At 72.3% G+C, this 16,620-nt stretch carries 1 protein-coding gene (only partly in view); it reads left to right on the forward strand.

Annotated features, from left to right (window positions below; all coding sequences use genetic code 11):
* Positions 1-16,620: the start of a hypothetical protein gene (locus ACX1D0_RS13445; protein WP_459018506.1), read on the forward strand. The gene runs 20,859 nt beyond the window's last position; only the first 16,620 of its 37,479 coding nucleotides appear in the window; the start codon lies at positions 1-3; its stop codon lies off the right edge, out of view.

Consider the following 16,620-nt stretch of genomic DNA (forward strand, 5'->3'; position numbering starts at 1 on the left):
ATGGACGCGCAGTCGCCGGCATCGGCCACCCGCTCGGGTGGCCGCCGCGAGCCAGCCGTGGGTCGCGACCCCGGCGACGTCCCCAGACCGCCCGGAGCTCCCACAGTGGGCCAGCGCGTCATCGGACTCGTCACCGCCCTCGCGCTTCTCCTGGGGCTGTCGGTCTTCCTGCCGCAGCAGGCGGCGGCGACACCCCCGGAACCCGCACCTGTCGCCGAACCGGCTGTTCCCGACGCCGACGATCGGCCTCCGCTCACCGATGATCCGGCCACCCGGACCGTCGTCCGCGTCCTGCGGCTACCGGACTCCACGACGGTGGTGGTACTTCCCGCCGACGAGGCCAGAGCGCGCATCGACGAGGCGCTCGCAGAACTTCAAGCTGCGGCCGACAAGGCCAGACGCGTCGAGCAGGCGCGACAGATCCGCCAGGTCAAGGCTCAGCAGCAGGTCCAGCAGCGGGTCGTTCAACAGCAGCGGGAGGTCCAGGCGCAGGCTCAAGCCGTCTCGAAGGTCGAGGCCGCGAAGGCTGAAGCCGACGCAAAGCTCCGGGAGGCGTTGGCCGCACTGGCCAAGGCGTTGTCCACCAGCCAGTGCACCACGGTGGGCGGCACGAACGGTCAGCCGGCCTCGATCTCGTGCCCAATGGCCGACGGCTCCCAGGCCAGCGTCTCCGGCGACGACAATGTCCAGGTAACGGTCCCGAGGCCAGCCCCGGCCCCCGTGCCCAGCCCTCAGCCCTCCGTCATCCCGACCCCCACCCCGTCGCCCTCACCGACGCCCGAGCCCAGCTCCTCCGAGCCGGCCGACGACGACGCTGAGGGCATGTCCGCGTCCAGCCTCCCCGACGAGCCCGTCGCGGAGTCCCTGAGCTCTGGCGACCTCGCCGCCGCGCTGTCGGCCGCGAAGGCGGACTGGCAGGCCGTGGGCGCGGACACCTCCGGCATCGCGGCGTCGGTCGGTGACCTGTCTGGTCTGGGCCTCGGCTCCGCCTCCGGCAGCTCGATCGTCATCGACACGGATGCCGCCGGCTGGGGTTGGTCGCGGATGAGCCTGGCGACGGTGGTCCGGCACGAGGTCGGCCACGCGCTGGGTCTCGGGCACGGCTCCGGTCTGATGGACGACACCCTCGAGCCGGGCGAGAGCCACGGCGTGAGCGCCGGCCTCCTGCCGCAGCCCGAGCCGGCCCCCGAGCCTGAGCCCGCCCCGGCACCCGAGCCCGCTCCTGAGCCGGCCCCGGCACCCGAGCCCGCTCCCGAGCCGGCCCCGGCACCCGAACCCGCCGGTGACACCGCGACCACCGACAACCCGGCGCTGACCGACGAGGCGACCACCGAGGCCGTCGTCGTCGACGCGCCGAGTGACGAGTCGGTGGCCTCGGCGCCGGTAGCAGACTCCGCCGTCGCCGATCTCGAGTCCGCCGATACGGCCACCGACCCCGCCACCGCAACAGTCCCCGCCGACGCGACCGACCCGGCCGCGGCACTCGACCCCGAGCCCGGTGCTCCGTCGGACGACCCCACCGAGGTCGGGACGGACGCCACTGCGGAAGCGGGCGAGATCGTGGTCGACGAGCCCGTGGCCGAGCAGGCCGGCGCCGAGGCGCCCGCCGGTGACGCCGTCGTCAGCTTCGCGGCCACCTCGATCGACGACGAAGCCCCGGCCTTCACCACCACGGCAGCCGATCCGAGCACCGCCGATCAGAGCACCGCGACGACCGTCGCCACCTGGCTGGTCGACGGCACCACGGCCACCCTGCAGGGCTCGGTGGCCGGTGGGACCCTGAGCTACGACGCCGCGACCGCGCAGTTGGTCTTCACCTCCCCGGGTGGTACCGAGCTCGTGCTCCCGGCCGCCGGGCTCGCCACCGTCGTGGTCACCGCCGCCGATGCCGCGGACCTCACCGTCGACCTGACCGGCTTCAACGCCCGCACCGACGCCGTCCTCGATCTCGTGGTCGACGGCTCCGCCGGCACGCTGACGGTCGTCGGCTCGGGAGCGCCCCTGACGCTGAGCTCGGACTCGTCCCGGCTCGCCGGGCTCCTGCTCTCCGGGCTGCGCACCACCCTGGCGTTCGTGGCACCGCAGCTCGCCGCGATCCTCGACGCAGGCGACGGCTCGGTCCGGCTCACGGGCGAGATCCGGCTGACCGACACCGGCGCCGAGCTCACCATCCGGGCACGCCACATCACCGTCGCCTCGGGCACCACCGTCGACACCCGTTCGGCGGGCCGCTCCGGCGGCATCACGCTGACCGCGTTCGACGAGCGCGACACCGGCGCCTCGGCGTCCGTGCAGGTCACCGGCGCCACGCTGGCCGGCGGGGCCATCACCCTCGAGGCGCAGGCCCGGGCCCTCGGCGGCGCCGCGGCCACGTCGTCGGCCGCCGTCCTGGTCCGCGATTCCCGCCTCCTGGCCGACGGCGACGTGACGCTGTCCGCCGCTTCCGACGCTCGCGCCGTCTCCGCCACGACCGACGGCACGGCACGCCCGCTCGACGCGGCGCTGTTGTCGGCTACCAGCTCAGCCCGTGCCGGGATCGACGGGGGGTCCGTCCAGACCCTCGCGCAGCTCATCGTGCAGGCACGCAACACCTCCGCCCTCGCCGGATCCGCCACGGCGGCCGCCGGCCGGGTGAACCGCACCACCAGCGCCTGGCTCGCGGGTGGCGCCGTCGAGTCCGGCGGCGTCACCGTCGACGCCAGCGCCACCGGCACCCTCAGCCTCGGCGCCTCCGGGACGCCCACTGCCGCGACACTCGCCGCCGCCGGACTGAGCGCCGCGCAGATCGCCGCCCTCGGCCGCGTCGCCCCGCAGACGGGTGCCGTCGCTGTCGGCATCCTGCGCAGCCTCACGGAGGCCGCTGTCACCGGCGGCACGATGACCCTCACCGGCGGGAGCCTCTCGGTCACCTCCTCGGCCACCGACGTCAGCACCATCACCGCCGACGGTGGCGCGCGCTCGGGTGTCGCGGTGCTGCTGGCCGACTCCACCACCACCGCATCCGTCGACGGCACCACCGTCGCGGGCGCCCTGGACGTGACGGTCGCGGCCACTACCACCGAGACGCGGACCGCCTCCGGCCTCGGCGCCACCGCGCTGGCCCTACTGGTGTCCAACGCCGACACCTCGTCGCGGCTCAGCTCGGGAGCCCCGCTGAGTGCGGCCGGCGACGTGGCCGTCTCGGCGCGCCAACTCGTGACCGCCACCGCGACGGCCGACGCCATGGCCCTGCTCCTCGGCACCCACCGCGTCGACGCCCGGGTCCTGAGCCCCGTCACCGCAGCCGGCTCGATCGACATCCTCTCGTTCGACGGGTCCGTCGCGCGGGCCACAGCCCGCCCGGTCCCCGTCGCCGTGTCCGTCCCGACCCTCTCCGACGCTCTGGCCCTCGCCGGCAGCCCGGCCGCCGCGGCCGCCGGACTCGCCGTCGCCGTCGGCGCCGTCCCGGTGAACTCCTTCGCGGCCACCGTCCTCACCACGCGCGTCACCACGCTGGTCCCGCTCGGCGCACCGCTCGCTGCCGACGGCCACATCAGCCTGGCCGCGGTCACCGCGGGGAGCGCGTCGGCGACCGTCACCGGTACGGACAAGGCCGCCACCGGTTCCGCGTTCGCCCTCACCCTCGCCCGCTTCGCCGCCGACGCCACGGTCCTCGCGCCGATGCACACCGACGGCGACCTCACCGTCTACGCGGGCCGCGGACCCCCCGCAGGGGCGCACACGTCAACCACCAGCATCCCCGCCGTCCCCGGCACCGCAGTCCACCTCGTCACCTTCACCGCCACCGTCGAGCAGCCCACGGCAGCTCCGGTCCCCAGCACCACCGTCGTTCCCCCGGCCGGCGCGGTCCTCGTCACCGCAGCCCTGGGTGGCAGCCTCACCGCAGGCGCCGCGACCCTCACCTTCGCCCCCGGCTCGCTCCCCGCCGACGCCTGGATCACCATCACCCCGCGCGACGACGTCGTCGCCGGACTCCGCACCGCTTCGCTGATCTACGACTTGCGGGCCGTCGACGCCCGCACCGGCGCCGAGATCACCACCTTCCGGATCGCGCCGGTCCTCACCGTCGTCGTCGACGATACGGACGCCCGCATCTGGTACGTGGCGCCCGACGGCTCGCTGCAGGCGATCGCGACCACGTCGGACCCCGCCACCGGGACCCTGACCGCCGCGCTGCCGCACTTCTCCGACTACGTCGCCGGCTCACCGCTGGCCACCATCTACGACTACGTCGTGGCCATCGTCACGCAGTACGTCACCACCGGCGTCACCAACCATCCGCTCGGCGACCTCACCTTGGGCGACGCGGTCTCCCTGACCAACGTGCTGCTGTCCTTCGCGATCCCGACCGCCGGGACCGCCGCAGGCCTCTACAACGGCTCCGTCTCGCTCACCGGCGCGCTGGCCCTCGACCTCACCGTCGGCTCCTGGCGGATCACCGCGGGCGCCGTGCTTGCCGGCAGCTACGTGCTGACCGACGACGCCCTCGGCGCCGGTGTCCTCACCCTGACCATCACCGGCCTCACCGTCACGGTGCGGTCGGGCGCGACCACCGTCGCCACCTTCACCGCCACGACGGCGACCATCAGCCAGTCCGGCTCCAACGTCACCGTCACCGCGACCGGCGTCGGCGGCAGCATCGGTACCGGCCCCGCGCAGCTGACGTTCACCGGCGGCGGCAGCCTCACGGTCACCTCGTTCGACGACAACGGCGACATCGCGCTGTCGCTGTCGGTCCCGAGCGTCACCGTCGGCGGCTCCACCGGCGTCACCCTCTCCGCCGTCACCGTCAGCTACGACGGTGTCGCCGGACTCTCGGTCCAGGCCACCGTCGCCGTCACCGTCGGCTCGGTCGTCCTCACCGGCACCGCGACCCTCACCCGCCAGGGCGACGCGTTCAGCCTCGTCGTCAGCGGCCTGGCCGCGACGGCCAGCATCGGCGGCTCCGCCCAGAGCGTCACCATCAGCGGCGGGTCCGGCACCCTGCTCCTCGGCACCCAGGTCAGCGGCACCATCACCGCCACGATCGTCGCGGCCGGCTACATCGACGCCAGCATCGCCGGCACCGTCACGTTCGGCGGCGGCAACGTCCGCATCGCGCTCGCCGCCCGCAACCTCAGCCTCGACCTCGACGGCGGCCTCACCGTCAGCGCCGCCGTCGTCGGCCTCGTCGTCCAGGTCACCCCGACCGGTACCACCTACGCGCTCGACGCCCGCGGCGCCGTCGCGCTGACCGGCTTCCCGGGGGTCGCGGTCAGCGGCGCCTTCGCCGTCCGCATCAACACGTTCCAGGCCGCCGTCAACGAGACCGTCGTCTTCGCCGACGGCTCCGGCAGCGTGGCCATCACCTTCACCTCCCCCGACGAGATCGCCACCGGGACCACCGCGTACCTCCGGTTCAGCGGCGTCGGCCTCACGGTCGCGGTGCTCGGCCAGCAACTCACCGCGGACCTCGCGTTCACCAAGACCAGCGGCGGCTTCACAGTCAGCGTCACGAACCTCGGCATGGTCTTCTCGGCCGGCGGCGGCACGCTCGCCACGTTCACCGGGACGGGCACCACCAACACCCTGACCTTCGACGACGCCGCCAACACCCTCACCGCCTCGCTCACCGGCACCCTCACCATCGCGCTCCCCGGACTCGCGTTCAGCGGCAGCCTGAGCCTCGGCCTCAGCACGGCCGGCGCCGGGTACGTCAAGATCACCGGCTCGCCGGTCGCGCTGACACTGGCCGGGCAGTCGGTGTCGTTCACCGTCTTCGAGTTCGCGCGCGCCACCGTCGACGGCGTCACCACCACCCGCATCCAGGCCTCCGGCGGCACGCTCACCATCATGGCCGGCACGACGACGCTGCTGTCCGCCGGCGCCATCGCGGGCGACCTCGTCCTCACCGCGGCCGGCACCGCGGGCCGCCTCACCGTCGGCACCCTGACGTCAGTCGTCCCCGGCCTCGCCTTCACCGGCGCGCTGAGCCTCGCGGTCAACACCGGCGCGGCGGCCGTCGGCGACCTGCCCGCCGGGCCGTACCTGCGGGTCCAGGCCGGCGCGAGGCTCACCGTCGGCACCCTCGAGCTGACCGCGACCGTGGCCGTCGAGCGCGGCGTCGACGCCGCGGGCGCCATCATCCTGCGCGTCGGCGTCTCCGGCGCCTCCGTCGGCCTTGTGGCCGTGAGCGTCAGCGGTGGGTCCGGCGTGCTGCTGGTCACCGCCTCGGGCTTCGCCGCCAGCCTGACCGGCACCGTCGCCGTCGCGATGCCGAACATCTCCCTGACCGGAGCCCTCACCGTCCAGATCAACACCACGGGCTCCTCGGTCGACACCACCATCGCCGTCGGTGGCACCGACCAGAGCCTCGTCCTCCCTGGCGGCGCTGCCTACCTGCGGCTGCACGGCGCCAACGTCGTCATCGACGTCCTCGGGCAGCGCGTCACCGGCACCGTGACGATCACCCGCGCGACCGACACCACCATCGAAGTCACCGGCGCCTCGGCCAGCTTCGGCGACGGCGCCGTCACCCTGACCGGCGTCACCATCAACCTCACCGCCAACGCCACCGGCCTCTGGGGCAGCGTCAGCGGCACGCCGACGGTCACCATTCCGGGCCTGGCGATCACCGCGGCGGTCACGGTCCAGTTCAACACCGACACGATTGCCCATGACACCATCGCACCCGCGACCGTGCGCGTCGGCGCCGCGACCCTGGCGGCCACGTTCGCCGGCGTCAGCATCACCGGCGGCAGCATCTGGGTCACCCGCACCCCCACCACGCTCACCGTCGAGATCGCCGGCGGCGGCGCTACCCTCGGCCCCGTCACGATCTCCAGCGTCAACGGCTCCCTCAGTCTGCTGCCCGACGGCGTCGCCGGCACCCTCACCGCCTCGGTCACGCTCCCCACCATCCCGGGGATCACCTTCGGCGGCACCATGGCGTTCAGCGTCCAGGTCAACACCACCCCGACGCCTCAGGGCACGCTTCCCGTCGGTCCGTACCTCCGCGTCGTCATCACCGGCATCGAGGTCACCGTCGGCACCGCCGGGCGCATCACCGGGTCGTTCGCGGTCACCCGGACCGCCACCGAGACCGTCATCGCGGTCACGGGCGTGACCGGCTACCTCGGCACCAGCACCACCGCCTCCCTCGTCGACGGCCAGGGAGTCCTCATCCTCCGCACCGGCGGCTTCGCGGGCTTCGTCTCCGGCAAGGCGGCGGCCAGCAGCAGCGGCGTCAGCGTCAGCGGGTCCGTCCTGCTCCAGGTGAACACCCTCACCACCGCCATCGACACCGTCGTCGACGTCGGCGGCACCGACGTCGTGGTCAAGATCAAGGCGGCCACCTCTGCGAGCGCCCCGCTGTTCACCATCACCGCGACCAACGTCACCGCGACCATCGGCGACTTCGTCACCATCGAGGGCGACTTCACCTACACCGACTCCGATATCAACGGCCTCCCCGCCCGCGTGCTCGCCGCGACCGGCCTCACCATCTTCCTCGGCCGCGGACCGGCGTACACCCCCGACGGCGGCATCAACCCGCTCGCGGTCGGCGTGCTGCTCACCGACGCCACCCTCGGCCTGATCGAGTTCGGCGCCGGCCACGCGCTGGTCGCCACGGGCACCGTCCGCCTCATCGGCGTCGCCGGGGTCACGGTCACCGGCACCACCAGCGTGCGGGTCAACACCACCGGCCAGGCGGTCAATACGACCATCGAGATCCCCGGCAGCACCAACCCCGGCGTGGCCGTCCTGTTCACCACCAACGCCACGGTCAAGGAGTTCGTCGTCTCCGGCGCCGCGCTCGCGTTCGGCGGCCAGACCCTCACGGGCACCTTCTCCTTCGGCCGGACCCCCGACGACATCACCCTCGGCGTGACGGGCGGCGCCATCGCTCTCGGCGACGCCGTCACCCTCGGCGCCATCACCGGTGGGCTCGTCATCCGGCCTACCGGCATCGCCGGCACCCTCAGCGCCAGCCTCAGCGTCCCCAGCGCCGGGCTCACGGTGCCGAGCGCCTCCATCGCCGTCAACACGTCCGCCACTCAGGTAGTCATCGGCTCGACGACGCTCCCGGCCGGCCCGTACCTGCGCGTCGCCGCCATCGGCGCCTCCCTCACCATCGCCGGCCAGAGCATCCAGGCCGACATCGCGCTGGAGCGCCTCACCTCCGGCGGCGTGCCCACCACGATCATCGGTCTGAACAACGTGGCCATGTTCCTCGGCTACGACGGCACCACCGTCGGCGCTGATTCCGACGACCGCGGCGTGCGCCTCACCCTGGGCTCCGGCCTTCTCGTGCTCACCGACGCCGGCGTCGCTGCCAGCATCAGCGGCACGGTCGTCGCGACGCTCGGGCCGGATGCCCAGCTGAGCGCCGGCCTCATGCTCACCATCAACACCACCGCCGCCCGGGTCACAGCGTCGGTGGTCGTCGGGACCCAGACGCGCACCCTCGACGTTGCCGCCGGGCCGTACCTGCGGTTCGAGGGGACAAACCTGACCCTGACTGTCCTTTCCGAGTACTCGGTGAGCGGCAACTTCGCCATTGAGAGCGTGACACCGCTGACGGCAGGCGGGACCCCGGACACCAACCGGAAGATGCTGCGGATCGCCGCCAGTGACGTCGCCCTGACCATCGCCGGCATCGTGTCTCTCACTGACGGCACCGCCCTGCTGGTGCTCAGCTCGGCTGGGTTCGCCGGCCGGATCTCCGGCGACATCACGGTCAACGTCCCCCAGGTCAGCCTGTCCGGCGGCGTCGCCGTCGAGTTCAACACCGCCACCACCGCGGTCAACGAGCGGTTCGTGATCGGCGGAGTGACGACGCCTCTCGTCCTCCCCGAGGGCGGAACCACCGGATACCTCCGCGTCGCGGGCACCGCCGTGTCGCTGACCATCGCGGGTCAGACGATCACCGCCGACGTCGTCGTCCAGAAGAGCGGAACCGAGACCCGGCTGACCGTCCGCAACGCCCGCGTCGTGCTCGGCGGCGGCACCCCGCTCGTCACGCTCGCGCAGCCCGCGGCTGGCGAGACGGGCGACGTGGCCACCATCGTCCTCGACACGGTCGGCAGCTACGGCGCGATCGCCGTCGGCGTCACCGTCGCGGTGACCGGCGTGTCCATCACCGGCACCGTGACCATCGCCTTCAACACCACCGGCACAGCCAAGAGCGTCGCCGGCTGGGCATCGCTGCCCGCCGGTCTGCTCCGCCTCGGCGGCCAGAACCTCACGATCTCCGTGCTCGGGCAGAGCCTGATCGCCGACGTCACGCTCGAGCGCCGCACCACCGCGGCCGGCGCCGTGGTCACGCGGGTCGGCATCGCCAATGCCCAGCTGACCCTCGGCCCGCTGTCGGCCACCGGCGGGACGGGCCTGTTCATCGTGACGAGCGGCGGCATCGCAGGCGCGCTCACCGTCACCATCGGCGCGGTCAGCACCCCGTTCAGCTTCGGCGGCACCCTCGATCTCCTCATCAACACCACCACCGCCCGCGTCACCGAGACCTTGGCCGTCGGCGCAGGAACGGTCTCCATCGACGTCGAGGCCGGGCCGTACGTCCGGCTGTCCGGCACGGGCATCACGCTAGACATCCTCGGCCAGAGCCTGCGCGGCGACGTCGCGTTCGAGCGCGCCACCGCGGCCGGGGCCGACAAGCTCCTCGGCACCACCGACGACACCACGGTCACGCGCATCGCGGTGGCGAACGCCGAGCTCTCCATCGGAGCCGGCACCGCGCGCCTGGCGCTGACCGCCGGCACTGCCCTCTTCGTCCTGCCCACCGGTGGCGGCCTGGCCGGCCGCGTCTCCGGCACGGTCGCGCTGACCGGTGTCGCGGGGGTCGCGATCTCCGGCGCGCTGGCCCTCGAGATCAACACGACCGGGCTCAAGGTCACCGAGACCATGCGGGTCGGCACCGGGAGCGTCACCGTCGACCTCCCCGCAGCCACCGGCAGCTACCTTCGGTTCGCGGGCATCGGCCTCAGCATCGTGATCGCCGGCCAGAGCCTCGCCGCGGACATCCTCGTCACCCAGAGCGGCAGCACGCTGAGCGTGGCAGTCAGCAACGGCGAACTCGCGTTCGGCCCGGCCGGCTCGCCGGTCGTCCGCGCCACCGCCGTCACCGGCACCCTCATCATGACCGCTGCGGGCATCGTAGGCTCGCTGTCGGCCACGGTCACCGTCGCCATCCCCGGCGTGACGCTCGGCGGAACCGTCGCGGTCGCGGTGAACTCGGCACTGGGCACGCTGGCCGTCGACGTGACCACCGCCACCCTGGTCATCGCCGAGCAGAGCCTCGGCGCCACGTCCGTGAGCATCCGCCGCACCGCCACTGGCGACGTGTCCCTGGTCGTCGACAACCTGACGCTCGCCCTCGGCACGTTCGTCAACGTCACCACCTCGCACAACTGGGACGGCGCGCTCCTCGTCACCGCCCAAGGCGTCGCGGGATCCTTCAGCGGCAACATCACCGGCGTCTTCACCATCCCCGGCATCACCGTGTCCGGTCAGGTCCGGTTCGCCGTCAACACCAGCCCGGTCGCGGTCCGCCGCCCAGACCTCGGCATCGACGTCCCCGCCGGAGCGTTCCTGCACGTCGAGATCATCGACGGCCAGCTCGCTGTGACCGGCGGCCCCTCCTTCCGCGGCAACTTCCTCATCGCCCGCAGCACCTCCAAGGTGGGGCTGGTCACCAGCACGGTCACCACGATCGCGTTCACCGGCGTGAGCGTGGCGCTCACGCAGTCCGGCGGCGGCTTCTCCGTCACCGAGGGCCAGGGCGCATTCCTGCTGCTGACCGGCGGCATCGCGGGCCTCTTCAGCGGGCGGATCTCCGCCGGCGGCGGCGGACTGTCGGCCGACGCGCAGGTCACCGTGCGCTACAACGGCACCACCGAACTCATCGACCAGACCGTCACGGTCGGCGGCGTGGACATCCCGATCGTCTTCACGGCCGGCCAGGTCGCCGTCGGCACCACGCCCTACGTGTTCGCCCAGGTGTCCGGCGCGGTGAAGATCGGCGACTTCGTCGAGGTCTCCGGCACCTTCGCGTTCGACTCCGCGGGTGGGCTCGTCACGGTCAGCAGCCTCACCGTCTTCGTCGGCCAGGGCCCAGGCTTCATGCCCGACGGCACCACCCTCAACCCGCTGGCCAAGGGCCTCCTCATGACGGGCGTCAGCGGCTCCATCAAGGGCAGCGGCAGCAGCCGCGTCGTCGCGATCGCCGGCACCGTGTCCCTCATCGGCTTCCCGGGGCTGACCCTCAGCGGCACCGTCCAGGTCCTCTACAACGAGACCCTCACCGAGCAGGCGCTCCCCATCGGCCTCGACACGGTCACGGTGGCCGAGGGTGCGACCGGTGCCCCGATGATCCTCGTCGTCGGCGACCTCACGCTCGGCATCGCCGGGCAGCGCCTCACCGGATCGTTCGCGTTCGAGACCCTCACCGGCGGCGGCCTGCGCCTGAAGTTCGGCACCTCAGCACGCGAGGGCGGTAACCCGCTGACGCTCAACCTCGGCGACGGCGTCGTCCTGGCCACCGTCGCCAGCGGCGAACTCGAACTGACCCCGGCCGGCGTCGCCACCGTCCTCGTGGCGCAGCTCACCCTCAACGCGGGCGACGCGTTCCAGCTCACGGGCGCCATCGGCCTGCAGATCAACACCACCGCCACCGCGCGCACCATCCAGGGCCTCACCCTCCCCGCCGGCTCCGTGCGGGTGCAGGTCGGCACGCTCACCACGCCCGCGGTCCTGACCATCGGGGTGCAGCAGCTCAGCGGCGTCTTCCTCTTCACCCAGATCCTCGGCCCCGTCCCCGCCGGAGCCCCCGCGGGAACCCAGCCCTCCAGCACCGCCATCATCGCGGCCTCCGCCCTGACCCTCACGCTCGGCACCTCGACGGCCGGCGTCAAGCTCACCGACGGCTCGGCCATGTTCGTCATCGGCGCCGCCGGCGTCGCGGGCCGCGTCCGCGGCACGGTCACCTTCCTGCTCCCGCCGACCAGCCCCGTCCAGTTCACCGGCACGTTCTCCATCGCCGTCAACTCCGGCGCGGCCGTGAACCAGACCGTGATCCTCGACGGCACCACCGTCGTCCTCGACCTGCCGCTCGGCCCGTTCATGCGGATCGAGGGCACCGGCGTGGCCCTGGAGATCGCCGGCCAGCGCATCACCGGCGACTTCACCTTCACCCAGCAGGGGACCGGCAGCGGCGCCACCACGAGGATCACCCTCGCCAACGCGCGCGCCGCGTTCGGCGACGGCACGCGGGAGTTCGCCGTCTTCACCATCAGCGCCGGGTTCTTCACCATCGACGCGACCGGTGTCACCGGATCCATCACCGGAACCGCCGCCCTGACCGTCCCCGGCGTCGAGCTCACCGGTGGCTTCACCATCACGCTCGCCGCGGCCACCAGCAGCCTGTCAGTCACCGTGACACTCACCAGGCTCGCGGTCGGCGGCTTCGAACTGACCGGCGGCACCCTGCTCTTCACGAGCGCGACGGTGGGCGGCGCCCGGGTCATCAACGTCGCCGTGACCGGCATGAACGCGAACTTCGGCGCGCCGATCGGGACGCTCACGTTCAACGGCGCCCTGCTCATCGGCCCGGCCGGCCTCGCGGGCAAGCTCACCATCGTCGGCGGTCCCATCGCGCTCGGCACCGGATTCTCCCTGGCCACCACCGGGCTGACGTTCGAGATCAACCGCGCCACGCAGGCCGTCACGCTCGCCGACGGCACCCGCCTCCAGGCCGGCCCCTACCTCCGGATCGCGGGCGACAACATCGCCCTGCAACTGGGCAACATCACGCTGACCGCGTCCCTCGCCTTCCAGCAGGCGACGACGTCGGCAGGCCTGACCCGCACCGTCGTCGCGGTCGCCGGCGGCCGAGTACAGCTGGGCACCGATCCCGCCATCCTCACCGGCGTCGACGGCCTCATCGTCATCACCCCCGACGGCATGGCCATGAGCCTCGCCGGGACCCTGGACCTCGGCGCACTGCTGCCCGCCGGCGTGACCGTATCGGGTGCCTTCTTCCTTCAGATGAACAATGCGGCGGTGCGGGTGACGGAAAGCGTCACCGTGGGGGGCCGCACCGCCGCGCTCGACCTCAAGGCCGGACCCTACGTCCGCGTCGGCGGCACCGGCATCACGCTCGCCATCGCCGGGCAGAGCCTGAGCGGCGACATCTCCTTCGAGCGCTACCTCGACGGCACCGTCTACAAGACCCGCATCGTGCTGGCCAGCATCAACCTCAGCCTGGGCGACGGCGTGCTCACCCTCACCGGTGGCGCCGGCACCATCAACCTCACCCCGGCCACCACCTCCCCGGTGGCGCCGGCAAGCATGGCGACGACGGCGGCCGGCATCACGGGAACGGTCTCGCTCAACGTGCCGGGCGTGGCGCTCACCGCCCCGATGAAGCTCGTCATCGACACCGCCGCCTCGAAGATCGAGGTCAGCACCACGGCGCCGTTGACCCTTGTCGTCGCCGGACAGCGGCTCACCGGCAGCTTCACGTTCGCCCAGAGCGGCACCGGGGCCACACGCGTCGTCAAGGTGACCGCCACTGGCGTCTCCCTGTTCCTGGGCGACGACCGGGGCACCACCGCGACCGGCGACGACCGTGGCGTCTCGCTCACCGGGGCCAGCGGCGTGTTCCTGCTGACGTCCGCCGGCATGGCCCTGGACATCACCATCCCGAGTGTCACCCTCACCAACCTGCCCCCGGGCCTGATCAGCCTCCCGGCGTCCGGCCTCACGTTCAGCGTCCAGATCAACACCACACCGGCACCGGTCGCGCTCAGCGGCTCCGGCCTGCCCACCGTCAACCTGCCCGCCGGCCGGTTCGTCCGGGTCACCATCTCCGGCGGCATCACCGTCCTCGGCCAGTCGATCAGCGGCACGTTCCAGTTCGAGCAGGCCACCGGAGCCGGCCCCGACCGCGCCCTCGGGACCACGGACGACGTTGCAGTTCTCCGCATCGCCGCCACCAACGTCAGCCTCTTCGTCGGCGCGGCCGGCACCAGCTCCACCGACTTCGTCGGGCTCTCCGTCACGGGCGGCACCGCGCTGCTGCTCATCACGCCAGAGGGCATGGCCGGCGCCATCTCCGCCACGGCCGACGTGCGGCTGGGCACCGGCATCGCCGCCCTCGGCGTCACGGTCGCGGTCGCCATCAGCGACATCCGCCGCATCGTCGCGACCAAGCTCGTCGGTGTCGCGGTGGACGAGACCTTCCAGGTGGCGGGGGAGACCCTCAAGCTCACCCTGCCCGCGGGGCCGTACCTCAAGGTCAGCGTCACCGGCCTGGACCTCACCATCCAGGGCCAGCGGCTCACGGCCGACGTCTCCTACGAGCAGATCACCACGTCCGGCGACGGCGACCTCGCCACCACCGCGAACAACGCCACCACGCAGAAGATCCGTTTCGCCAACGTCAGCCTGCGCATCGGCACCCCGGACCGCGACATCGTCGTCGTGCGCGACGGCTCCGGCGCCTTCGACATCATCAGCAAGGCCGCCGACCCCGCGGGCATCGGCGGCATCGCCGGCCGGATCCAGGCCACCGTCGACCTCTTCATCCCGGGCGTCACGTTCTCCGGCACGCTCGAGGTCCGGATCAACACGCTCACCACCACCGACAAGGTCATCGACACCGTCACCGTCAAGCCCGGGTTCCTCGTCGCCGGCCGCAACATCACGGTCGAGGTCATGGGCCAGCGCCTGGTCGGCAACGTCTCCGTGCAGAAGGACACCGCCACCGGCCGCCTCGAGCTGCGGATGGAGAACACGACGCTTGAGCTTGGCGACGGCACCCAGTGGTTCGTGCGGGCCACAGTGCTCGACAGCGTCCTGGTGATCGACCGGGCCGGCATCTACGGCGCGCTCATCGCGACCGTCGTGGTGAACCCGGCCGTCGCGCCCGACGTGACCGTCAGCACTGCCATCGCCATCCAGGTCAACAACACCCTCACTCAGCGCATCGTGGACGGCCGAGTCCTGGCGCCCGCCTCGCTGCTCATCCAGGCGGGGCTCACCGGCACGCCCGCGCAGATCACCATCCTCGGCCAGAGCATCAAGGGCGTTGCGCTGTTCGAGCAGCGCACCACCGCCACCGGGTCGCGGATCGTGCGGATCGCGTTCACCGAGGTCGACCTCTTCCTGGGCGACGCCGGCACCAACGGGATCGACCCCGAGGGCGGCCGCATCGACGACATCGGCCTGCGGCTCAGCGGCGGCCACGGCGCGTTCCTCATCACGCCGACCGGCATCGCCGGCGAGGTCAGCGGCAGCGTGGCCCTCCAGGGCCTGCCGCTGCGCATCACGGCCACCCTGAACCTGCAGCTCAACACCATCAAGGTCGACGGTCAGCCCGCGGCCGTGAACGAGATCTTCCAGTTCAGCGGCGTCGTCGTGACCACCGAGCTCCAAGGCAGCGGCATCGTCGCCGAGCAGCAGAAGGTGCTCGTGCAGGCCCCGTCGGGCACCTTCACGCTCGCCTACGACGTCAACCTCGACGGCATGATCCAGAGCACCGAGATCACCGCGGCGCTCGCGGTCGGTGCCACTGCGCTCACCGTCCAGAACGCGCTCAACGCGCTGCCCGGGATGAGCCCGGTGGGCGTGTCGGCGGCAACCGGTGGCTACCTCGTCACCTGGACCGCCCTCGGCAACCGGGTGGCCCTTCAGCCGAACGTCAAGGTGCTGGCGCTGCCCAAGGGCCCGTACCTCCGGGTCGCCGCCACCGGCATCACCGTCGAATTCGTCGTCCAGGACAACCCCGCCCCCACGGCCGACCAGGTGTTCTTCATCACCGCCGATTTCGCCTTCGAACGCCTCGGCGAGGGACCCACCGCCATCTCCCGGATCGCGTTGGCCAATGTGAGCATCGGCGAGACCCAGGACATCGGCGGCATCTCCGCGGCCAACAACCCGGGCATCGTCTCCGGCTCCGGCTTCATCGTCATCTTCCCGCCCAACGTGGACGTCGACTCCGGCACGCCCGTCTCGATGACCACCACCGGCGGCGTCGCGGGACTCATCATGGGCACGGCCCAGGCCGCCGGCGGCGGCGTCACCGCAGGCGGGTCCGTGGGCTTCATCTTCAACACCACCGGCGCCAACGTCGACCAGTCCATCGTGGTGGGCGACGAGACGCTGACCGTCAAGGCCACCGCCGCGCAGACGTTCGCCTTCATCGCCCAGGACATCGAGGTCACCTTCGGCAACGTCCTCGAGATCCGCGCCGGCCAGTTCGTCATCGACGGCAATTCGTTCTCCGGCACCGGCCTCGAGATCTTCATCGGCTCCGGCCCGCTCCGGCGCAACGGCGTCGTCAATCCGGACGCGATCGGCCTGCTGATCAAGAACGCCTCCATCGTGTTCCTGCGCGACGCCGGAGGGTGGGCGATGCGCGCCACCGGCACCATCGGCCTGCTGGGCCTCGACGGCCTCGGCATCAGCGGCACCGTCACCTTCGAGGTCAACACCTCCACCAACGCGCTGAACCCCGGCACGCTGGGCAGCCTCACGGGCAACCTCGAGGCCGGAGCATTCAACCTGCTCGCCACCGGCGTGCAGATCACCGCAGCCAACATGGTGACCCTGTCCGGCGCCCTGCGG

Source organism: Tessaracoccus pujii, from assembly GCF_054483895.1.